The organism is Bacillus sp. FSL E2-8868, assembly GCF_038005505.1.
Lineage (GTDB): Bacteria > Bacillota > Bacilli > Bacillales > Bacillaceae_G > Bacillus_A > Bacillus_A mycoides.
The window spans coordinates 41,068-62,053 of record NZ_JBBOTI010000002.1; the positions used below are offsets into that span (position 1 = coordinate 41,068).

Genomic DNA, 20,986 nt, shown 5'->3' on the forward strand with positions numbered 1-20,986 from the left:
CTTACTATACATTGTTAACTACAGTAATCTCATAAACACGTAAAAAAGTAATTAAATGCTCACACGCTCGTTCACATGCTAACATTTTAAAAACCTTTTGTTCTTCTTTCGTTTTGTCATTCGCTTGATCTGAGGCAGCTTTTAAACATAGAAATGGTTTGTTATTTACACGACATACATAAGCAAATGCTGCCACTTCTTGATCAACGGCTAAAGCACCGTATACAGTATGAAGTAAATACCTCATTTCTGAACTTCGAATACGTTGATCTCCAGATAGAAATGTACCAAAATGGACCGGGTCATACGAACGCAATTTCTTCATTCGCTTTACGAGTGATTTATTTGTTTCAATAGGTGCTGTTCTACCATCATATAGATTAAAACTATCTTCTCCTGAACCAGCCGCTGTAACATCATGCTGCAAAGTATTAAGAGCTACAACGATGTGTCCATTTTTCACCTTATCTGATAAACTCCCGCAAATCCCTGTCATAAATAACTGGTCTGGCTGGAATTCACTTATTAATAGTTGTACACAACTAGCACAACTTACTTTACCGACACCAGTTACAACTGAAATAACTTCTAATTCATTAATAGAATGAAAATGAAATTCCCAAGCTGCTATTTTTTCTACACGCTCACTTGGATAATGTTGATGCAAATACGTAAGCTCTGGTTCCCATGCAGATACAATTGCGATCCTTTTCATTACACACTTCACTTCCTCCTATTTTCATGTAAATAAGTCATCTATACTCTCTCGTTCATATTCTGGTATCCACTCTTTATACTTCACATATAAATCCCGTATCTTTTCTTTATTCTTCGCAATTACTTCACATCCTCTATCATCATAAATAAACATGATAATATCCTTTGTTACATTTATAAAAAATACATCTGGATATGAAATTTCTTTTTTTCGCCCTAGACGTGGACGTAGGTCAGGGTAATCTTCATGATTAGCTGCTTGAATAAGCGGTTCATATTTAATATCTTCTGCAAAACATTGTAAAGAAAATTGATATGTACAATATAAGTCAGCTTCTTCATCTTCAAATAGAAAAGGTAATGTTTCTTGTCTAATATGAAACTTTAAACCGCTCTTTTTAATAAATCTATTGTATACATTTATTTTCTGCAGATTTTTTATATTTTCCTGTTTAAATCGATAAACATTTGTGATTAAAAAGACGGTATCTTCTTTTGAAAATATATCTTTAAATAGATTTTTATTATACCTATATAGTTGTGTGAAATATTCCATATTATACGTGTTACCATCTTCTTTGAATTGATATTTATCTTTCCCAAAATCAAAATGAAGATGATTTTCCCACTGAGAGTATATGTACGGCACTAAAGTAACTCCTGGAAATATTTGATTCATATATTCTTTAAATTGCATTTTCATACCCTTTCTACTCTACAATTTCTTTTAAATTCCGAATTGAATGTTTATATGTAAATTCTTTATTGTATTTTAATAGGAAAGCTTTAATATCATTTTCTATTTTTCCAGTTGGAGTAAATGAATATATATCATTATATAACATAGCAAGTCCCCCTTATAACTATCTTTCAGTATAATGTGGAGTTTGAATATCCTTCTTATTTTATATTCGTTATGAATGTTTTAATTCCTTTTTAATACGATACATGAAATTTTATGTAGAAACATTACTACAAAATACATAAATGTTTGATATTATAGTAATGTTGATTAATTGTAAGGAAAGGAACTAACTATAAAATGAATAAAAACATATTAATTATTGATGATGATAAAGATATTGTAGAATTACTGGCTGTTTATTTACGAAATGAAGGCTATAACATTTATAAAGCTTATGATGGTGATGAAGCATTACAAATGATATGTACATATGAAGTTGACCTTATGCTTTTAGATATTATGATGCCAAAACGAAACGGATTGGAAGTTTGTCAAGAAGTGCGTGAAAATAATACTGTACCTATCCTTATGCTTAGTGCAAAGGCTGAAGATATGGATAAAATTTTAGGACTTATGACCGGCGCAGATGATTATATGATTAAACCGTTTAATCCACTAGAATTAGTGGCTAGAGTGAAAGCTTTATTACGAAGATCCTCTTTCCAAAATGCTACTTCCCAAAAGAATGAAGATGGTATTATTCGTATTCGTTCTGTTGAAATACATAAACATAATCATACTGTTAAAGTAAATGGAGAATATATTAAACTCACCTCTATCGAATTTGATATTTTATATTTACTAGCGAGTAATACTGGAAGAGTATTTAGCTCTGAAGAGATATTCGAACGAGTTTGGAATGAAGACGGTTATGGTTCTAATAAAACGGTAATGGTCCATATTAGTAATTTACGCGATAAACTTGAAACCGTAATGAATGGTGAAAAACTAATTCATACGGTTTGGGGAGTAGGATATAAAATTGAGAAATGAAGCATTTGATATATTAAAAGATATACCAAAGTGGAAGCTTATTTTTTGGCTTTTATTAGCTATCACTCTTACACCAATTACCGAATTAATTATATTTCGCCTCGTAACGAGTGTAATTGAGAGTTCACTTACTCTAAGCGAACTAGGAAAAGAATTCATTAGAATTTTTGGCCATGAAAAATATATTGGATTAAAAGAGTCTTTATGGATGATGATTGTATCTTATTTGTTTTTATTTTCTATTTTCTCATCCTATTTATACATTTTTTATCGTCATGAAAGAAAGGTTTACTATGAAACTTGTATAAAAAAAATGATTGAAGAGATTCGGTATATTGCAAGTGGAAACTTTAATCATAAAGTTTCCATCGTACACCATAATTATTTAGAAGAACTGGCAACTGGGGTCAATCAAATTATTGAGCAATTAAAAGTTTCGATTGATGAAGAAAGACAGGCAGAACAAGCAAAAAGCGAACTTATTACAAATGTATCACATGACTTACGAACCCCTCTTACATCTATAGTTGGATACGTAAATTTAATCCATCATGATAATTATAGAGATGAAGTAGAATTACGATACTATATTCAAGTCATTTACGATAAAGTAACCCGTCTTAATGCATTAATGAATGACTTGTTTGAATATACACGTGTTCAAAATAAAGAGTTAAGTTTATATTCTGCTCCCATTGATATTGTAGAATTGCTTGGACAATTAACTGTCCAATTTCGGATACAGCTTCAAGAAGCTAATATTGAATGTCGCCCTTCTTTCCCATCTCAAAAGCTAATGGTACTAGCTGATGGGGATAAATTAGTACGTGTGTTTGAAAATCTAATCATAAACGCTATTACTTATGGAAATGATGGAGATCATATTGATATTACCGCTTACGAAAGCAATAACATGATTACAATTGATATAACAAATTACGGACAACCTATCCCTAGTACTGATTTACCTCATATTTTTGAACGTTTTTATCGTGTTGAAAAATCACGTTCAACAAACACTGGTGGATCTGGGCTCGGATTAGCAATTGCAAAAAGTATTGTTGAATTGCATAAAGGAACAATTGAAGTATATAGCGATGATAAAAAAACAACTTTCACTGTAAAATTACTCCCTTATAAAGCTTAATACCACATATTTATAGGTTCAATTTTTTATCATATAAGAAATTGAACCTTTTATATTCCATCAATATCCAAAATTTAATAATACTTTATAATTCTTTAGAAATTCTTTACCTTTTCTTTCTTCCTAATTAAGCATTCCTTTTTACAATAATATTATTGATGTAATATTAGGAGGATCGCTAATGCAATTCTTGAAAAAAATAACAGTTTTATTATTATCTTTTCTTATTACTGCACTTATCGTTTTATATTTTTATCTTTATGTAAATGGTCCAATTATTCAAGCTAAATCAGCTATTTTAATAGATACTAATTCTGGTGAGATTGTTTATAAAAAAAATGAAGAAACTCCTATACAATCAGCTACTTTATCTAAATTAATGACAGAGTATATCGCACTGGAACAACTGAATGAAGGAAAAATACAGTTAGATGAATTAGTAAAAATAAGTAACGAAGTTTTCCGAGCAGAAACGAGTCCTATACAAGTAACTTCGAAAGATAAAACGACGGTTCGTGATTTACTTCATGCATTGTTTTTGACAGGGAATAATCGTTCCGCACTTGCCCTTGCAGAACACATTGCTGGAAACGAAGATAACTTTACACTTTTAATGAATGACAAAGCAAAACAACTAAAGTTATCACAACCATCCCCGTTTCTAAATGCTACTGGAATTAATAACGATACCAATAAACAATCAACTACAACATCGATAGACGTCGCTAAACTAGCAACACAATTAGTAAAAGACTTTCCAGATGTATTGAATGTTACGAAACTAACCTCTTACCAATTTACCTTCAAAGATTCAAAAGTTTTCAATACAAATAAAATGATATATTCCCTTAATAAAAACATTAAACTCCAAGGTGTTGACGGCTTACAAACTAGTTTTTCAACTAATGGTAATTATAGTTTTGTCAGTACAGCCACACGAGGAGATACTAGACTTATTTCAGTAATATTAGACGCCGGTGATGAAAACAGTACTTTTATTGAAACAAAAAAGTTACTTCAGTACGGTTTTGATCCTTCCTCGTACTCTGCACTCCAAGCTTTTAAAGATGCTGTTACATCTTGGACAATATTGTTTCAGTTTAAAAATTTAATCATACAAACGATTATGATCTTTTTCATCATTACAATCTTAATGTTTTTATATATACGTCAAAAAAAAGCCGAGGATTTTAATTAAGAAATCTTCTTATATATAAAAACCGACTTGCGTTTACACTGCAAGTCGGTTTCTAAATCTACAATCCTCTTCCAATTAAATTTGCTGAAACAGGCTGAAGATTTAGTTCTCTCGCCCATATAGATATCTGACCAATATGATGAATTTCATGTACAATTACATGCCTTAAAACTTCACCGTATTTATATGTTTTATCTGTCCATGAAGCTTTTAATATCTTATATTCTAGGTCACCAGACCATATTTGCAAAAACTCTTCTAATTCTCGTCGATATAAATCAGATAGCGCTTTTACTTTTTGGATTGATTGATAATCTTTAAACTGTGGTTCGTTATCCTCTTTTTCTTGAAGTGCACTAATCCAGCTATACTCAACATCTACAATATGGAAAAGTGTTTCTAAAATACTCCCAACACCTCCAACACGTTTGCGAAGCAATTCTTCCTCTGTAAGTTGTTCACACCATTTAAACCAATCATCTCTTACTTGCCAATTGTTATAAAATAGCGTTTTCAAATTGAAGCACCCCACTTTTTTATATAGCCATAAATGTTCCATTCGTATATGATTCATTTTTCAATCAACTTTACAAAATCACATTTCTTCTACTGAATTCCTCTACTATTTGCACAACTATTTCATTTACACATAAAGATCCATCCAAAACGATATCTGAATTCGGCTTTACTGTATTAATCGCCTCTAAATACGCTTTTCTCGCATGTGTTATATAGTGTTTTAGATCATTATGTATTTCACTAATTTTATCTTCTGTAAAGTCACGCAAAATCCTCCTAGCCATCGCAATATCTAAAGGGGTGTCAATAAATATAGTTATATCTATTAATTCCCGCATTTCACTATTTAAGTAAGCAAAGGGATAATCTACTATAATATAATCTAAACTACTATCTTGTATAGAACGCTGAATATCATTCATTAGCGGTGTAAGTACCCATTCATCGTAATTAGCTCCATCATCAATCCATTTACAAATATCTGCGGGACAGTTATCAAATTTATATCTATCAAAATATAGAGCCTTTGAGTTTTTCAACTCATGAGCTAAACTTTCTGTAATGGTAGTTTTACCGCCCCCTGAAACAGCTGCAATTGAAATTATTTTTGTTTTTTTATTCACGATTCCCACCAAACCCCTTTTGTTAACATAATATAATTATAAAACACTATTTTTTATTGTTCCATTCATATTCTAACATACTCATTTCCCATAAATTCCAATACGTTTCTCCTACTTTTTTTGACTCTCTTAATAAACCTTCTTTTACAAAACCTATTTTTTCGTAACAAGAAATAGCTGACTTATTAAAGTCATAAACACCAAGAGTTACTCTATGTAGTTTTAATTCTTCAAAAGCAATACGAAGTACGGCTTTCATCATATGTTTCCCTATAGAACGCCCTCTCATTTTCGTATTACCAACTAGCACTTTTCCAATTCTAGCAGACTTATTTATATTATCTATTTGTCCAAGAGAAATATGACCAATAACTGCTTTAGTCTCTTCATCTATTATTTTGAATGCCAGTGTGTTTGCACTTTCTGTATATTTCTCTAATTGCTGTTCATTTAAAGGATATGTGAATGCATTTCCCGACCATTGTATTAAAAATTCTTCGGAATTAATCCAATTTATTAATTGTTTGAAATCAGTTCTTGTAAATTGTTTCAGCTTGATCACTCTCATTCTCCTTTCACACAACCTTTTATACACCTTCAAATTTATTTCTATATGAAAAATATATTCCCTTTTAAACAAAATAAAAAGCCATTCATAAGAATGGCTTAGCATCAATAAAGCATAATTAATCTTTATTTGCTACGTCAACACCGTTAAAATCAAACTCATCAGTAACAGTTGTAGCAGGTGGTAAAATTGCTTCAATTTTACAAAGAGATATAATTGCTGCAACTGAACCAGGAATAGCAGCTAGCTTAACAACATCGCAAGTTACCGAAGAAACAGTACCTATATAAGTACGTCCTTCAGTGTTAATTCGCACTGTTTTATTAATTAATTTTTTAAGCTCATCTCTAATTCCTTGTACACAAGAGCTGTCACATTTCTCATTCTTTTCCTTTTTACACTCTTCAAAAATGTCCCAACAATCATCATGCTTACACGTACATTTTTTTCTACAATTATTAAATCGAGAACCCAAAACCTCACCCCCTAATCCTTTCTACTAGTAAAGTATGTCCAATAGCTTAAAAGTGTACGAGACAAAAGCATAGAAACAAAAAAACAAACACTTGTACTAAACCTTCTTATTTATATTTTTAATAAGCTGGCTCCTTGAATGGGGACCACCTTTTCCTATTACTTCACATATACATAGGCTTTGTTCGCAGTGATATGGTGTATTTTTCCTTTACCATTGTGAAATATACATTCAGAAAAGCGTACTCCAAAATAAGATATTATTTAAAATCTTAACGTTTCCTTCAACAAGTGTTTGTTGATTAATATCATAACCAGTAGTTCTCTCAACTATCTCTTGAAAATTAGCATAGTTTGTATGAGTTCTATATCTAGTAGAAAGCACTCTATCATATAAAGATAAAATAATAGGTTAATAAACAAGCCATTCTTTTACTAAAACATAGAATAGTATGAATCCTATTGAAGGGAGGTATAAAAGAATGTCCTGGAAAAATGATTGCTGGAGTTCTAAGAAAAAGCATTGTTGTGATGACTGGTGGAAATCTAAAGAAAAGAATCATTGTGATGATGATTGGAGTTCTAAGGAAAAGCATTGTAATGATGATTGGTGGACATCTAAAGAAAAGAATCATTGTGATAATGATTGGAGTTCTAAACGAAATAAGTGTCGTTGTAAATGTTTCTTTATTTGTTGTCATTGTAAAAGAAAAAATTGGTAACATTTTCAATATCGACTTAAAAGAGAGAACATGTCTTTTGTGACCGATAAATACTAGAATGTAATATACAAAAAGCTGACTAAGTATAGTCAGCTTTTTGTCAATGAACACGTCGAGATTTATTTTAATATAGTTCTTATTAGAAAAGGATTATTTTATATAGATTACTATAAGCATCCATAAAGCCAAGGCGCCAATGATAGCGAGCGCTATACGTGTAGATAGTACCCTTAATTCAAAGTCTGTTTTCTTGGAGGGTTCAGGATATGCAATTATGTAGATTCCCTTTAATAATGCAAGCCATGCAATAACCGTTAGGAACCCCTGCCAGTTGAATACCCATACATTATGTAGGATTACACTACCTAACCCTAAGAAAATCGATAGAAAACCATACATAATACCAAATCCTCTGTCTTCAACCACTAATTTTTTCAATTCACGTAGTACCGATGGACGTACGAAAAGTATTCCCGATACGATAACCGTTATCCATCCCCAAAACAATCCTAAAAAAGTACTAGTTTCCATTATTAGTTCACTCCCCTCAATTATTTATATTTCAGATATTCCCCCCTTTAGAACAATTCCAACATCTTTATATAGGCTAAATTCTGCTCTTTTTTAATACAAACATGGCATATTCTATGCCCATCCTTAATCATCTCATTTCTCTACAAAATGAAATTTTTATATCATTCTTCATCATCATCTATCCGAATCAACCGAAGTCGCTTTGTACTATTACCGCACACTTTTTCATAGCTTGGAGCTAACATGCACCAACGCCAATATAATGATTTATTCGCCTTTTCACTAACCTCTAAAATTGTCCCCTCTGTAATAAAATGATCACCTTGATACAATGTATACTCGCTTGTCCCATGGAATCATCATTATTCCCCTCCCTATTAAAATAGCGTTTTTGTTTCAAATAATGCTCTCATTAATTTGGACGCATTTACCAGTATATTTACCAAAAAATTCATGATATCGTTAACTAGTCGAGTACGTCATTACTTGACGATTACCCTTAGGAGCCCCGCAGACAATCGGGGTTCCTTTTATTTAAATAAGGATTTTGTTTAAACTTTACAAAACTCACCTAGATTAAACTATCTTCTAAAATTCCCATTGAACATTTATAATACTTTTAAACAGTTTAAATTCTACAATCAGTAATGGAGGCATTTTAATGGGAAACATCCCAAAAATATCATCACAACAATCAAATCCTAAGATACCCTCACAGCAAGTGAACGCTAACACCAAACAAGGTAATAATAAAAAAACAAGACGCCGTATTATAACTACTTTAGCTTTTATATTACCTATAATTTTTGTCCTTCAATATTCTCTTAATAACCAGCAAGAAATGATTAAAGAAAAACAAATCACGGTTAATACGGAGCAACAAAAATTATCTTCTTTAAAGAAGGATGGTCATACCCTTAAAAATGATGTTAAAGTTTTAACAGGTAGTGAAGAAGAAGTTTTAAAATTCGCAAGGAAGCTGTATGGATTTTCCAAACCGAATGAAACTATATATCAAATAACTGAATAAAATTACACTGTATTATCCAAAAGGCGATATGAAGATAATCGCCTTTTTATATTTAATTTCTAAAGTAATCATACTAATCTCTCTTTCTATCAAATAACTATTTTGTTTAATTTATTAAAATACAGCCACTTGTCCATTTCACTTTGCTCTATCATTACATTTACTATTAGTAATACGATTTTTAGAGGTGATATATAATGGACGAGTTTTTATCTTTTGCTGCACTTAATCCGGGTTCTATTGGACCTACACTTCCACCTGCTCCACCCTTTCAATTCCCTACCGGTCCTACTGGTCCTACTGGTTCTACTGGATCAACCGGTTCTACTGGACCAACTGGACCAACCGGACCAACTGGACCAACCGGACCAACCGGACCAACCGGACCAACCGGACCAACCGGACCAACCGGACCAACCGGACCAACCGGACCAACCGGACCAACCGGACCAACCGGACCAACCGGACCAACCGGACCAACCGGACCAACCGGACCAACCGGACCAACCGGACCAACCGGACCAACCGGACCAACCGGACCAACCGGACCAACCGGACCAACTGGTTCTACCGGATCAACCGGACCAACCGGATTTAATCTTCCTGCTGGGCCTGCATCTATTACTTTGACTTCTAACGAAACCACAGCATGTGTATCCACTCAAGGAAATAATACTTTATTTTTTTCGGGTCAAGTATTAGTAAACGGTAGTCCTACTCCAGGAGTAGTGGTCAGTTTTTCATTTAGTAACCCTTCTCTTGCTTTCATGGTTCCTCTTGCGGTCATTACCAATGCTTCAGGTAACTTTACCGCTGTATTTCTAGCCGCTAATGGGCCTGGAACAGTAACCGTTACTGCTTCACTTCTTGATTCTCCTGGAACAATGGCTAGCGTCACTATTACCATTGTGAATTGTCCGTAACGGTTTTATTTTTAAGGACTAAGCAATATCTAATAAGATGAGCACTGATTTACAGTGCTCTTTTTTATCATTGGGATGTTCCTTTCAAATGAAATTTCGTAACACCCTACTAAAATAACGCTTTTATTAAGAACTAATGATCTTTATATTTCTTAAGCTTGTCAGCACAAGTAATTTTTATAATTAGTTAAATTCTCAATATAGTTTGTGTATATAATTCCATTCAAAGATACATAATACCCACGTAACTATTTAAAAATACTTTGTTTTTATATCTAAGTTCAAAAAGGAGCTACATAACATGGATAAAAAAGATTTATTAAGTCAACAACTTGATTCTGTGTCATTAGATGCGCTGAATACCCCTAGTAAGGCCCAAGAACAACTGCAAGAAACCTCTCAGGAGGCACATAATTCAAACAAAAAGGACAGTACTCAAGCTTTACATGGCGAAGATTTACCAATTTCAGATGTATATAGAACAACGAACAAACAGTAAATTTAAAAGGGAAAAAATCTTAAGAACGAGTGAACTTAATTCTTTTCCCTTTTCCTATTTAAATAACACTTTTATATGAAACCCGTACACATTTTTGACACATCCACTATCAAAATCTCCTGAAAATTCGTGATAATATTAATTTGTCGGATACGCCAAATTTCGACATTGAACGACAATAATATCTCCCTTATTGAATCCCTGTCCCCCAGGGATTTCTCCTTTTATTCATTACTTTTTCTTCACTAAATTTTCATTCTTAACAAAATTCAATCATTCCATTGAATAGACAGCTATAGTATCCTATTTTGATAAAAACTAAAAACAAACAGATATACTTAACACTAATAGTAGATTTTTTAACTTCAAATTTACTTTTTCTCTCTTATCTTTTTGTAAACATTAAAAATGAGCTCTATTTACATAGAGCTCATTCGTAATTTTATAGTTTGCTAGACTGTAACCCCTGAATAAACGGAACTACTTCAGGATTTACAAGTGACGATAAATCTCCTAACTCTTTTCCTAAGTAAGCTGCTTTAATAACACGTCGCATTACTTTAGAATTTCGTGTTTTTGGTAAATCTTCTACAACGTGGATGTCTTTTGGACATAAAGCTTTACCAATATGAGAGTTTACTAAACTCATTAATTCTTTCTTTAATTCTCCTGAGAATGTTACACCATCTCGTAATACAACAAAACAATGACAAACTTCTCCTTTTACATCATCCGGTACACCAACTGCCGCTGCTTCTATTACATCATTATGTTTCACAAGAATAGATTCATATTCAGCAGGTCCAATACGTTTTCCAGCAATGTTTAACGTATCATCTGAACGGCCTGTAATGATATATTGTTCACCGTCATAAATGACCCAGTCACCATGAACCCACTTATTTTCAAAACGTGACCAGTAAGTGTTTACATAACGCTCATCGTCTTCCCAGAAACTTTTCGTCATACCTACCCAAGGTTTTTCTAAACATAATTCTCCGACTTCATCTCGAATTGGTTTACCTTGATCATCAAGTACAACCGCTGCCATTCCTGGTAAAGATGCGTTAAAACTAATCGGTGCGATCGGCTTAATTAGGACATTCCCGAAAATCCCACCTGAAATTTCAGTTCCACCTGAATAGTTACAAATTGGTACTTTACCTTTACCAACTGTATTAAATAACCACATCCATGGGTCTGGATTCCAAGGTTCTCCTGTTGATGCGAATACTTCTAAACTCTTTAACGAGTGTTTATTTACATATTCATCACCTTTTGCCATTAATGCACGGATTAATGTTGGTGAAATACCGAGATGAGTAATTTCATATTTATCGACTGTCTCCCATAAGCGGTCTGCTTCTGGAAAGTCTGGGACACCTTCATACATAACCATTGTTGCGCCATTAATTAAAGAGCCGAATAGTAAAAATGGTCCCATCATCCAGCCCATATCAGTTACCCATAATACTCGGTCGCCTTGTTTTATATTCATTCCAAATCCTGCATCAAATGCAGATTTTAGCGGGAAACCAGCATGTGTGTGTACTGTCCCCTTCGGCTTACCAGTCGTTCCAGATGTATATATAAGCATTAATGGATCATCACTGTTCATTTCTTCAGCATGTATAAATGGTTTTTCTTTTTCTAACGTACTCCATGAAAAATCATAATTATGCGGTGTAAAATCATTTCCTGCATGACGAACAATTACCACCTTTTCAACAGTTGGACAATGTTCACAAGCTTTATCTACTTCATCTTTTAATGAAACAATTTTCCCACGGCGTGAAAAGCCATCTGCGGTAATAACCATTTTTGAACCAGCTGCTTGTACACGTGTCATTACTGCATCAGCAGCAAAACCTGAGAATATTGGTGAAATAATCGCTCCAATTTTCATTACCGCTAACATAGCAACAACTGTTTCAGGAATCATCGGCATGTAAATTGTTACACGATCACCTTTTTCAATACCAGCATGTTTCAAACCGTTGGCAACACGGCTTACCCAGCTGTCAAGCTCTTCATATGTAAATGATTTCGAAGTTCCGTTTTCCCCTTCATACATAAGTGCTGCTTGTGTTTTCATTTTATCGTCTGCAAGCCAGCGAGATAAAGCAGATTCTACAACGTTACAAGTTCCCTCAGTATACCACTGTGCAAACGGTGTACCATTTTCTAAATCTAACACTTCTGTATATGGTTTCATCCACTGATAGCCAACTGCTCTCTCAGCTTCTCCCCAAAACCATGCTGTTTCTTCAATTGACTTATTATAAAAAGCTTCGTAATCTTCATAGCCTAATGATTTCATCCAACCAAATAAACGCGTTTTTTCTTTATATTCTTCTGTTGGAAACCAAACTGCTTGTTTCAATATTTTCCCCTCCTTGACTTTTTGAGCAAGAAAGCCCTAAATAGGGCTTTTAAACTGGATATACAGGATGTTTACGATCCGTGAATACTTGATATTTGCTCATATACATTTCGAATCGTCCTTTTAACTCTTCACGTAAATTATTTGGATGAACAATACCATCAATCACCATCTCTGATGCTAAACGGTAAATATCAATATCTTTCTTATACTCTTCTCGTTTTTCAGCAATAAAGCTTGCACGCTCTTCTTCTGGTAAAGCTGCAATCTTATTTGCATATACAGCATTGACCGCTGCTTCTGGACCCATTACTGCAATAGAAGCTGTTGGTAATGCTAAGCAGCAATCTGGTTCAAACGCTGGACCTGCCATTGCATATAAGCCAGCTCCATATGCTTTTCGAACGACGATAGAAATTTTCGGTACAGTTGCTTCACTCATTGCAGAGATCATTTTTGCACCGTGACGAATAATTCCGGCACGTTCTACTTTTGTACCAATCATAAATCCAGGTACATCTGCAAGGAATAATAATGGAATATGGTATGCATCGCATAAATTTATAAACTTCGCTGCTTTATCAGCTGAATCGTGGAATAATACGCCGCCCTTCATACGCGGCTGATTTGCAATAATGCCAATTGGCTTACCATCAATACGTGCTAAACCTGTAATTAGTTCTTGAGCAAATAATTTTTTCACTTCAAAGAAAGATCCTTCATCAATAATTCTGTTAATGAGATCTTTCATATTGAAAGGAGCATTTTGATTTTCTGGAATGATTTCTTCTAACGTTTTATCGAACTGTTTCGGTTCTTGAGGTGTAATCAAAGGAGTCTTTTCTAAATAGTTACTTGGAAAATAAGAAATATATTGTCTTGCTTGCGTAATTGCATCTTCTTCTGTTTTACATAAAACATCTCCGCATCCTGATACTGAGCAATGCATACGTGCTCCGCCCATTTCTTCTAAAGTTACCTTCTCACCGATAACCATTTCAGCCATACGCGGAGACCCTAAATACATAGAAGCATTTCCTTCAACCATCATAACAACGTCACAAAATGCTGGAATATACGCACCACCAGCCGCTGAAGGTCCAAATAATAAACAAATTTGTGGCACTTTACCAGATAATTTCACTTGGTTATAAAAGATTCTTCCTGCACCGCGGCGTCCAGGGAACATTTCAACTTGATCTGTAATACGCGCTCCAGCAGAATCAACTAAATAAAATAACGGTACACGTAATTTTTCTGCTGTTTCTTGAATTCGTAGAATTTTTTCAACTGTACGTGCTCCCCATGATCCAGCTTTTACAGTCGAATCATTTGCCATTACGCACGCAGTACGACCATGTATTTTACCAGTCGCAGTTACAACACCATCAGCTGGTAATCCAGTTTGTTCACAATTTGCAAATAATGCATCTTCCACATATTCACCATTATCGAATAAAAGAGCTAAACGATCTCGAACAAAAAGTTTCCCTTTTGCTTTGTTTTGTTCATGATATTTCGGTGCCCCGCCTTGCTTAATTGTTTCAACTCGTTCTTCAAATGAATTAGATTGTTGTTTTTGATCTAACATATTTACTCCCCCTTATACATTGGTTTGCGTTTTTCCTTGAATGCCTGTAATCCTTCTAATCTATCTTTCGTATGGATTACGCCCTCATACGCCTGTTTTTCCATTTGTAAGCCGGTATGTAAATCTACTTGAATTCCATTTGAAATTGCTTCTTTTGCTAATCGAACAGCAATTGGACCATTATTAGCAATTCGATCTGCAATTTCAATTGCTTTCTCTTCTAGTAAATCAGCTGGTACTACGAATTCTACTAAACCATATTCTTTCGCTTCTTGCGCCGAAATACGTCTTCCTGTATAAATTAATTCTTTCGCTCTACCGACTCCAATTAATCTCGGTAAACGCTGCGTACCACCTGCTCCAGGTATAATTGCAAGAGAAGTTTCAGTAAGACCTAGACTTGCAGTGTCAGAAGCAATTCTAAAATCACAAGCTAAGCTTAATTCAGTACCTCCACCAAGTGCGATTCCATTAATAGCAGCAATAACTGGTTGTGGTAATTGTTCCACCATCTCCATAGTAGAACGAATCATACCCACAGCATGGCGAACTTGTTCTTCACTCATGTTGGCACGCTCTTTTAGATCAGCACCAGCGCAAAATGCTTTTTCGCCATCCCCTGTTAAAATAACAACGCGCGTATTTGATTCTTCGTTTATTTGAGTTAATATAGTTTGTAATTCTTCTAATAATGCCAAAGATAATGAGTTTGCTTGTCTTTCACGATTTAACGAAATCTTTACAACGTGCGGTGTAACATAGTCAACTGAAATGTTTTGTAATTGTAGCATCTTCTCACCTACTTATCGTTTTATGTTGAAGCGCTCTATACACATGACTCGGTAATTGGATATTTAACTTACTTTGAATAAACTGACTAGCTCTCAATAGCTTTTCTTCATCAATATTAGTTTGGACTCCCAGCTTATGGAGCATATGCACTAAGTCATCAGTAGCAACATTACCCGATGCTCCTGGTGCATAAGGACATCCTCCGAGTCCACCACAAGAACTATCAAACGTTGTAATACCATATTCTAAAGACTTAACTACATTCGCCAGAGCCATTCCATACGTATTATGAAAATGCATTGCAAACTGCGAAGCATCATACTTCTTTAATAGATGTTCTAATACTTGTTCTACTTGTAATGGATTCGCTACACCAATCGTGTCACCGAGAGAAACTTCATAAATGCCGTATGAAAATAGTTGATTACATATTTCGTCAACTGCTGTGGCACTTATATCCCCTTCATAAGGACATCCAAATACAGTAGAAACATAGCCTCGTACCTTTTTACCTTCGAACGTTGCCTGTTTTGTTATATCTTCAATTACAGCTAATGCTTCTTTAATAGATTTATTAATATTACTTTTATTGTGAGATTCACTTGCTGATAAAAAAACATTCACCTCATCTACATTTTGCAAAAAAGCTCGTTCCAAACCATTTTGATTTGGAACAAGCGCTGCATATGTAACATTTGGATCCCTTTTTAGCTCAGAAAATACATCACTTGCATCTGCTAATGCAGGAACCCATTTAGGGTGAACAAATGAGGAAACTTCAACGTACGACAATCCCGCTTCTGTAAGTAGTTGAATCCATTTTACTTTATCTTTTGTGCCAACAATCTTTTTTTCATTCTGTAAGCCATCACGTGGCCCGACTTCTTTAATGACAGCAAAATTAGGTAGTTTCAATTCGCTTCCCCCTATATCTCCCTATTCAATTTCTAGTAATACATCTCCTTCATTTACAAAATCGCCTTCTTGTACGTTAATTTTCATAACAGTTCCGGCTTCTTCTGAAACGATTGGAATTTCCATTTTCATAGATTCCAAAATGACGACATCCTGCTCTTCCTCTACTGTATCTCCTACTCCTACAACAATCTTCCAAACATTTCCTGCCATCGATGCATATACTTTCGTCATCATTTTTTCCCCCTTAATATTCATAAATCTTACTTTTTAACAAGTTGTTTCGTTACAAAACCCGTTGTATAAATACCACTTTTGAACACATCGTCTCCGAGTACTTGCAGTAACATTGGTGTGTTTGTTTTAATACCTTCTACTTTTAACTCTTCTAGAGCAATTTTTAATTTTGAAATCGCTTCTTCACGAGTTTCACCATGTGCGATTACTTTCGCAATCATTGGATCATAGAAAGGTGTAATCGTTACTTGATTCTCCAAAAAGTGATCAATACGTATATTTGTCGGTAACGTTAAATCTGTAATTTTCCCAGGTGATGGGAAGAATGTTTTCGGATCTTCTGCATAAATACGAGCCTCAATGGCATGACCACTACGTTTTACATCATCCTGTGTAAATGATAGCTTCTCACCATATGCGATAAGTAATTGTTGTTCAACTAAGTCTAACCCAGTAATTTCTTCTGTAACTGGATGTTCTACTTGTAATCTCGTATTCATTTCTAAGAAATAAAAGTTCTTTTGATCATCTACAAGAAACTCAACTGTACCTGCATTTGTATAACCAAGTGCTTTAGCAGCTTGTACAGCAACTTCTCCCATAGCCTTTCGTGTACCCTCATCTAAAAATGGTGAAGGTGCTTCTTCAATTACTTTTTGATTTCGGCGCTGCACTGAACATTCGCGTTCCCATAAATACACTGTATTACCATGTGTATCTGCTAAAAGCTGAATTTCAATATGATGTGCATCTGCTATATAGCGCTCTAAATACATTTCTCCGTTACCAAAGAAATTTTGCGCTCTTGTTTTATTACTTTCAAATGCTTTGGTGAGCGTTTGCTCAGTTTCCATCAACTGCATTCCAATGCCTCCGCCGCCCGCGGATGCCTTAAGCATTAATGGATAACCAATTTGTTTCGCAATTTCAATTGCTTCTTCAGCAGTTTCAATATTTGTAGTAATGCCTGGAACTACTGGCACATCTGCTGCTTGCATCGCTATACGTGACTCAATTTTACTTCCCATCTTAGTAATGATTTCTTCTGAAGGACCGATAAATACGATTCCTTCTTCTTTACAGCGAATCGGAAAAGATGGATTCTCTGATAATAATCCGTACCCCGGATGGATTGCTTCAGCATGTGTCTTCTTAGCTATTTCAATAATTTTTTCAAGGTTTAAATAGCTTTCTTGGACACGCGGACCGCCTACTAAGTAAGCTTCATTTGCCAATTTTACATGAAGGGCATTTTCATCAGCCTCAGAATAAATAGCAACGGTACGAATGCCAAGTTTTTGACAAGTTTTCATAATGCGAACTGCGATTTCCCCGCGATTAGCAATTAATATTTTTTGAAACATAGTGACTCCTCCTTTTTATCTACATCCTAAATGTCTTGCAATTACGAGACGTTGAATTTCAGAAGTTCCTTCACCAATTTCTAAAAGTTTTGCATCACGAATATATCGTTCAACTTCATATTCACGCATATAGCCATATCCACCATGAATTTGTACTGCATGATTTGCTATACGACTTGCAGCTTCAGATGCAAACAACTTTGCCATAGCCGCTTCTTTACCGAAAGGTTTATCGTTATCTTTTAACCAAGCTGCTTTATGTACTAAATTACGCGCTAATTCTACTTCAGTCGCCATATCAGCCAATTTAAATTGAATCGCTTGGAAATTAGAAATCGATTTTCCAAATTGTTGACGTTCTTTCGCATATTGCAATGCACGCTCAAATGCAGATTGTGCAATACCTACTGCTAATGCTGCAATTGAAATACGTCCTCCATCAAGTGTATATAAGAATTGTTTAAATCCTTTATTTACATCACCAAGAATATTTTCTTTCGGTACACGTACACCATCAAGTACGATTTCACAAGTATTAGAAGCACGAACACCCATCTTATCGTAAGGGCTTGAAATCGTTAATCCTTCACTAGTAGTCGGTACGATAAATGCAGAAATACGTTTTTTACCATTGTCTTCAAAACCGTTGATAGCGGTTACAATAATTGTATTTGCATACTCTGCGTTTGTAATCCAGCACTTTTCACCACTAATAACATATTCATCGCCATCTAAAATTGCTTTCGTTTGTGTGCCCCCTGCATCAGATCCAGCATTTGGCTCCGTTAATCCGAAAGCACCTAACGTTTTACCTGACGCCATTGGAACTAAAAATTTCTGTTTTTGTTCTTCTGTACCGAAATAATAAATTGGAGAAGCACCTAATGAAATTGTTGCAGCATAGCTTAAACCTGTTCCACCACAAGCACGACCAATTTCTTCAACAGCTAACGCGTACGATAACGTATCGCCACCTGAACCTCCATACTCTTCCGGGAATGGGATACCTAATAATCCTAGTTCGCCCATTTTTTGAAATGTTTCATATGGAAATTCCGCAGTTTTGTCATAATATACAGCTTTCGGTGCGATTTCCTTTTCAGCAAAGTCACGTACCATTTCTTTAATCATTTGTTTTTCGCGAGTTAGAGTAAATTCCATTCCGCTACACACCCCTTATCGAATATTGAGTTTCGACAGCGTGCGAGTTTCTACTACAAACATTACTTCTTAAAAGACACGAATATTAGTTAGACAATTGCTATAATTCTGTCATAACTTAATTTTAAAACAGATTCTGTACCAATGCACAAAAAAATTCCTACATTGTTCTACAACAACATAGGAGGTTTTGTGTCGAATTATGTAATTTATTGTTTAATAATCTCTACCTTTTCCCGAATCAGAAATTTCTACTAACCCTTCAGGGTATGGTTCGAAATATGTTTGTCTTAATAAATACTTTTCATCAAATCGAATAGCCCATGATTTTAAAATTGTAAGCAAACTACTAAGTGGTATTTTCTTTTCTGCATATTTTTGTATCAGCTCTAAAAAATGATCTTTTTCTTGTTTTTTTAGCTTTGTTTTAAAATATCCGAAAATGTGCTCACATACATTTACATTCGATGTATAGCGAGGCGCGCGAATAAATAATTTATATAAAGTCTTCTCATAGTTATCAAATACGACTTCAATTGTTTCATTTTTTTGATTTGCAATAATACGCCCTAATTCTTTTTGTTTCACCTGATTATATGCCATAAATAAATACTTATAATCTGATTGAAACGCTACGAGTTCTTTTATGTTTTTAGTATGTTTAATCATTTTGTAATGCGCGATTGTAAACAATCTTGTAAAGAAATGCTCTCTAATAATAAAATTCGACAATCTACCTTCTTCTTCAATTGGAAGATGCGAAAATTTTTTTATTACTGCTCCGCCAAATAATCCAGTTCCTTTTCCTTTTACTGGCCCTTTTTCAAAACCAGAATAGATTTTCACATCACGAGTTCCGCAACTTGGCGAACGATTCTTCAAAATAAAACCGTCAACTTCAGGTAATGTTTGTAAAAATGCATTTGAAAATTCATTCATTTTTTCAGTTACATCTTCTCGTATTGACGGTTGCACAAGCCTATTCGTACCGTTTTTTTCTACAATACGTATCGTTTCACGAGGAGTCCCTAAACCAATTTCTACTTCAGGACATACAGGTATAAATGTAACAAATGGCTGCAAGTTTCGAATTGTTAAATCTGGAACCATCTCTCCATTATAACGACAGGCATCAAATTCTAAACATTTACTTACAACAATTATCGGTTTAGCAAATTGTCGCATCACATTACCTCCGTGGCGTTAGTCCATACAATATAAATTGAATCGTATTTTCAATTTCCACTTCATCGTCCCATTTCTCTTCCGGCAATAATAAAAACCTCGTTAAGAGCAACCCTAATACAGCTGATAAAGTAAGACGTAATACAGAAGAAGGCGGAAGTTCAATAATTTCCCCTTCTTCTTGAAACTTAGCAATCAGCTTTTTAAAATGTACAAGCAGTTCTGTTTCTATTAATTGTTGTATTTCACTTTTTAGTTCTGGCTGAAATGGTACTTCTTGAATTAATATTTTTATCATTGGAAAGTGCTTTTTAGCAAATTCAAATCTATTTTGAATTATTACTCTTAAAAGCACTTCATACGATTCATACTCTGTTTTAAATATTTCTTTTGCAAAGGCTTGTACGAAAAATGGTGCAGCGAACTTTGTTAAGGTCGGCATCACGACTGCAAACAATAAATCTTTTTTCGTTTTATAGTAGCGGAAGATTGTTCCTTCCGCTACACCAGCTCGCTTTGCAATTTCACTCGTTGAAGTTGAGGCGTACCCTTTTTCTCCAAACATATCAACAGCTGCCTCTAATATACGCATTTGACGTTCATTACGTTTATCAGTATTCGTTGCGGCAACTAATTCTTCCAGCCAATCCTTCTTCATTTATTGTG

At 34.4% G+C, this 20,986-nt stretch carries 24 protein-coding genes and 2 pseudogenes; 7 read left to right on the plus strand and 19 right to left on the minus strand.

The features are described 5' to 3' along the window. Positions 1 to 4: 4 nt before the first annotated feature. The 3 genes and pseudogenes from mtnN to NSS74_RS11220 all read right to left on the minus strand — a co-directional run. A complete protein-coding gene (gene mtnN / locus NSS74_RS11210) occupies positions 5 to 715 on the minus strand; it encodes a 5'-methylthioadenosine/S-adenosylhomocysteine nucleosidase (RefSeq protein WP_149190533.1) in 711 nt (236 codons plus the stop codon). A 24-nt stretch (positions 716 to 739) separates the two neighbouring features. After that, a complete protein-coding gene (locus NSS74_RS11215) occupies positions 740 to 1,414 on the minus strand; it encodes a DUF3885 domain-containing protein (protein WP_149190532.1) in 675 nt (224 codons plus the stop codon). A gap of 25 nt (positions 1,415 to 1,439) precedes the next feature. Next, positions 1,440 to 1,562 (minus strand): annotated as a pseudogene (locus NSS74_RS11220) (HD domain-containing protein); the annotation flags it as partial. Between the two features lie 197 nt (positions 1,563 to 1,759). Between NSS74_RS11220 and NSS74_RS11225 the strand changes: the two are divergent. From NSS74_RS11225 to NSS74_RS11235, 3 genes are all read left to right on the plus strand, one after another. Next, positions 1,760 to 2,455, plus strand: a complete 696-nt coding sequence (locus NSS74_RS11225; protein ID WP_002016575.1) for a response regulator transcription factor — start codon at positions 1,760 to 1,762, stop codon at positions 2,453 to 2,455. Continuing rightward, positions 2,445 to 3,602, plus strand: a complete 1,158-nt coding sequence (locus tag NSS74_RS11230) for a sensor histidine kinase (protein ID WP_002085430.1) — start codon at positions 2,445 to 2,447, stop codon at positions 3,600 to 3,602. The genes NSS74_RS11225 and NSS74_RS11230 overlap by 11 nt, the downstream gene beginning before the upstream one ends. Before the next feature lie 181 nt (positions 3,603 to 3,783). Further along, positions 3,784 to 4,800 carry a D-alanyl-D-alanine carboxypeptidase family protein gene (locus NSS74_RS11235; RefSeq protein ID WP_002141854.1) on the plus strand — a complete coding sequence of 339 codons (1,017 nt, stop codon included), beginning with the start codon at positions 3,784 to 3,786 and terminating at the stop codon, positions 4,798 to 4,800. A 58-nt stretch (positions 4,801 to 4,858) separates the two neighbouring features. On the opposite strand, the gene NSS74_RS11240 is transcribed toward NSS74_RS11235, so the two are convergent. From NSS74_RS11240 to NSS74_RS11255, 4 genes are all read right to left on the minus strand, one after another. After that, entirely contained in the window at positions 4,859 to 5,317 is a 459-nt protein-coding gene (locus NSS74_RS11240; RefSeq protein WP_149190531.1) for a DinB family protein, read from the minus strand. A 70-nt stretch (positions 5,318 to 5,387) separates the two neighbouring features. Next, entirely contained in the window at positions 5,388 to 5,942 is a 555-nt protein-coding gene (locus NSS74_RS11245; RefSeq protein ID WP_149190530.1) for an AAA family ATPase, read from the minus strand. A 46-nt stretch (positions 5,943 to 5,988) separates the two neighbouring features. Beyond that, entirely contained in the window at positions 5,989 to 6,504 is a 516-nt protein-coding gene (locus NSS74_RS11250) for a GNAT family N-acetyltransferase (RefSeq protein WP_061690209.1), read from the minus strand. Positions 6,505 to 6,628: 124 nt separating this feature from the next. Then, positions 6,629 to 6,985 carry a hypothetical protein gene (locus NSS74_RS11255; RefSeq protein ID WP_002032241.1) on the minus strand — a complete coding sequence of 119 codons (357 nt, stop codon included), beginning with the start codon at positions 6,983 to 6,985 and terminating at the stop codon, positions 6,629 to 6,631. Positions 6,986 to 7,446: 461 nt separating this feature from the next. Here NSS74_RS11255 and NSS74_RS11260 point away from each other — a divergent pair, with 461 nt between their 5' ends. Beyond that, positions 7,447 to 7,749: a hypothetical protein gene (locus NSS74_RS11260; RefSeq protein ID WP_187770548.1), complete on the plus strand. Its 303-nt coding sequence runs from the start codon at positions 7,447 to 7,449 to the stop codon at positions 7,747 to 7,749. 107 nt (positions 7,750 to 7,856) lie between these two features. Here NSS74_RS11260 and NSS74_RS11265 read toward each other — a convergent pair whose 3' ends face one another. Beyond that, complete coding sequence (locus NSS74_RS11265) at positions 7,857 to 8,237, minus strand: hypothetical protein (protein ID WP_002127497.1); 381 nt, start codon at positions 8,235 to 8,237, stop codon at positions 7,857 to 7,859. 164 nt (positions 8,238 to 8,401) lie between these two features. After that, positions 8,402 to 8,572, minus strand: a complete 171-nt coding sequence (locus tag NSS74_RS11270) for a hypothetical protein (protein ID WP_016101959.1) — start codon at positions 8,570 to 8,572, stop codon at positions 8,402 to 8,404. Between the two features lie 329 nt (positions 8,573 to 8,901). Between NSS74_RS11270 and NSS74_RS11275 the strand changes: the two genes are divergently transcribed. Both NSS74_RS11275 and bclA read left to right on the plus strand, forming a co-directional pair. Beyond that, positions 8,902 to 9,270 (plus strand): FtsB family cell division protein, encoded by a 369-nt coding sequence (locus tag NSS74_RS11275; RefSeq protein WP_149190529.1) that lies wholly within the window; start codon positions 8,902 to 8,904, stop codon positions 9,268 to 9,270. A 233-nt stretch (positions 9,271 to 9,503) separates the two neighbouring features. Continuing rightward, positions 9,504 to 9,818 (plus strand): annotated as a pseudogene (bclA, locus tag NSS74_RS11280) (collagen-like exosporium glycoprotein BclA); the annotation flags it as partial. Between the two features lie 143 nt (positions 9,819 to 9,961). On the opposite strand, the gene NSS74_RS11285 reads toward bclA, so the two are convergent. Next, positions 9,962 to 10,177 carry a hypothetical protein gene (locus NSS74_RS11285; protein WP_002085442.1) on the minus strand — a complete coding sequence of 72 codons (216 nt, stop codon included), beginning with the start codon at positions 10,175 to 10,177 and terminating at the stop codon, positions 9,962 to 9,964. Positions 10,178 to 10,494: 317 nt separating this feature from the next. Here NSS74_RS11285 and NSS74_RS11290 point away from each other — a divergent pair, with 317 nt between their 5' ends. Then, complete coding sequence (locus tag NSS74_RS11290; RefSeq protein WP_002189672.1) at positions 10,495 to 10,692, plus strand: hypothetical protein; 198 nt, start codon at positions 10,495 to 10,497, stop codon at positions 10,690 to 10,692. Between the two features lie 442 nt (positions 10,693 to 11,134). Here the strand turns inward: NSS74_RS11290 and NSS74_RS11295 are convergent, their stop codons facing one another. From NSS74_RS11295 to NSS74_RS11335, 9 genes are all read right to left on the minus strand, one after another. After that, positions 11,135 to 13,075, minus strand: a complete 1,941-nt coding sequence (locus NSS74_RS11295) for an AMP-binding protein (protein WP_061690214.1) — start codon at positions 13,073 to 13,075, stop codon at positions 11,135 to 11,137. Between the two features lie 49 nt (positions 13,076 to 13,124). Further along, positions 13,125 to 14,666, minus strand: a complete 1,542-nt coding sequence (locus NSS74_RS11300; protein ID WP_002017014.1) for an acyl-CoA carboxylase subunit beta — start codon at positions 14,664 to 14,666, stop codon at positions 13,125 to 13,127. 2 nt (positions 14,667 to 14,668) lie between these two features. Continuing rightward, the gene (locus tag NSS74_RS11305) at positions 14,669 to 15,457 is read right to left on the minus strand and encodes an enoyl-CoA hydratase (RefSeq protein WP_002065524.1); all 789 of its coding nucleotides are present in this window, start codon (positions 15,455 to 15,457) and stop codon (positions 14,669 to 14,671) included. A 4-nt stretch (positions 15,458 to 15,461) separates the two neighbouring features. After that, a complete protein-coding gene (mvaB, locus tag NSS74_RS11310) occupies positions 15,462 to 16,373 on the minus strand; it encodes a hydroxymethylglutaryl-CoA lyase (RefSeq protein WP_002017011.1) in 912 nt (303 codons plus the stop codon). Between the two features lie 21 nt (positions 16,374 to 16,394). Next, positions 16,395 to 16,610 (minus strand): acetyl-CoA carboxylase biotin carboxyl carrier protein subunit, encoded by a 216-nt coding sequence (locus NSS74_RS11315; RefSeq protein WP_001985297.1) that lies wholly within the window; start codon positions 16,608 to 16,610, stop codon positions 16,395 to 16,397. A 26-nt stretch (positions 16,611 to 16,636) separates the two neighbouring features. Further along, positions 16,637 to 17,974, minus strand: coding sequence for an acetyl-CoA carboxylase biotin carboxylase subunit (locus NSS74_RS11320; protein ID WP_016101963.1), 1,338 nt, complete (start codon positions 17,972 to 17,974; stop codon positions 16,637 to 16,639). A gap of 15 nt (positions 17,975 to 17,989) precedes the next feature. Next, positions 17,990 to 19,135: an acyl-CoA dehydrogenase gene (locus NSS74_RS11325; protein ID WP_002189664.1), complete on the minus strand. Its 1,146-nt coding sequence runs from the start codon at positions 19,133 to 19,135 to the stop codon at positions 17,990 to 17,992. A gap of 216 nt (positions 19,136 to 19,351) precedes the next feature. Continuing rightward, positions 19,352 to 20,320 (minus strand): YbgA family protein, encoded by a 969-nt coding sequence (locus tag NSS74_RS11330; protein ID WP_149190527.1) that lies wholly within the window; start codon positions 20,318 to 20,320, stop codon positions 19,352 to 19,354. Between the two features lie 4 nt (positions 20,321 to 20,324). After that, a complete protein-coding gene (locus tag NSS74_RS11335; RefSeq protein ID WP_002065518.1) occupies positions 20,325 to 20,978 on the minus strand; it encodes a TetR/AcrR family transcriptional regulator in 654 nt (217 codons plus the stop codon). Positions 20,979 to 20,986: the final 8 nt, after the last annotated feature.

What these genes read in the sequence shown, in the direction of transcription:
- mtnN (WP_149190533.1), bottom strand. Translation starts at nt 715, where the DNA reads ATGAAAAGGATCGCAATTGTATCTGCATGGGAACCAGAGCTTACGTAT.
- NSS74_RS11215 (WP_149190532.1), bottom strand. Translation starts at nt 1,414, where the DNA reads ATGCAATTTAAAGAATATATGAATCAAATATTTCCAGGAGTTACTTTA.
- NSS74_RS11225 (WP_002016575.1), top strand. Translation starts at nt 1,760, where the DNA reads ATGAATAAAAACATATTAATTATTGATGATGATAAAGATATTGTAGAA.
- NSS74_RS11235 (WP_002141854.1), top strand. Translation starts at nt 3,784, where the DNA reads ATGCAATTCTTGAAAAAAATAACAGTTTTATTATTATCTTTTCTTATT.
- NSS74_RS11265 (WP_002127497.1), bottom strand. Translation starts at nt 8,237, where the DNA reads ATGGAAACTAGTACTTTTTTAGGATTGTTTTGGGGATGGATAACGGTT.
- NSS74_RS11275 (WP_149190529.1), top strand. Translation starts at nt 8,902, where the DNA reads ATGGGAAACATCCCAAAAATATCATCACAACAATCAAATCCTAAGATA.
- NSS74_RS11285 (WP_002085442.1), bottom strand. Translation starts at nt 10,177, where the DNA reads ATGGTAATAGTGACGCTAGCCATTGTTCCAGGAGAATCAAGAAGTGAA.
- NSS74_RS11290 (WP_002189672.1), top strand. Translation starts at nt 10,495, where the DNA reads ATGGATAAAAAAGATTTATTAAGTCAACAACTTGATTCTGTGTCATTA.
- NSS74_RS11300 (WP_002017014.1), bottom strand. Translation starts at nt 14,666, where the DNA reads ATGTTAGATCAAAAACAACAATCTAATTCATTTGAAGAACGAGTTGAA.
- NSS74_RS11305 (WP_002065524.1), bottom strand. Translation starts at nt 15,457, where the DNA reads ATGCTACAATTACAAAACATTTCAGTTGACTATGTTACACCGCACGTT.
- NSS74_RS11315 (WP_001985297.1), bottom strand. Translation starts at nt 16,610, where the DNA reads ATGATGACGAAAGTATATGCATCGATGGCAGGAAATGTTTGGAAGATT.
- NSS74_RS11320 (WP_016101963.1), bottom strand. Translation starts at nt 17,974, where the DNA reads ATGTTTCAAAAAATATTAATTGCTAATCGCGGGGAAATCGCAGTTCGC.
- NSS74_RS11325 (WP_002189664.1), bottom strand. Translation starts at nt 19,135, where the DNA reads ATGGAATTTACTCTAACTCGCGAAAAACAAATGATTAAAGAAATGGTA.
- NSS74_RS11330 (WP_149190527.1), bottom strand. Translation starts at nt 20,320, where the DNA reads ATGCGACAATTTGCTAAACCGATAATTGTTGTAAGTAAATGTTTAGAA.
- NSS74_RS11335 (WP_002065518.1), bottom strand. Translation starts at nt 20,978, where the DNA reads ATGAAGAAGGATTGGCTGGAAGAATTAGTTGCCGCAACGAATACTGAT.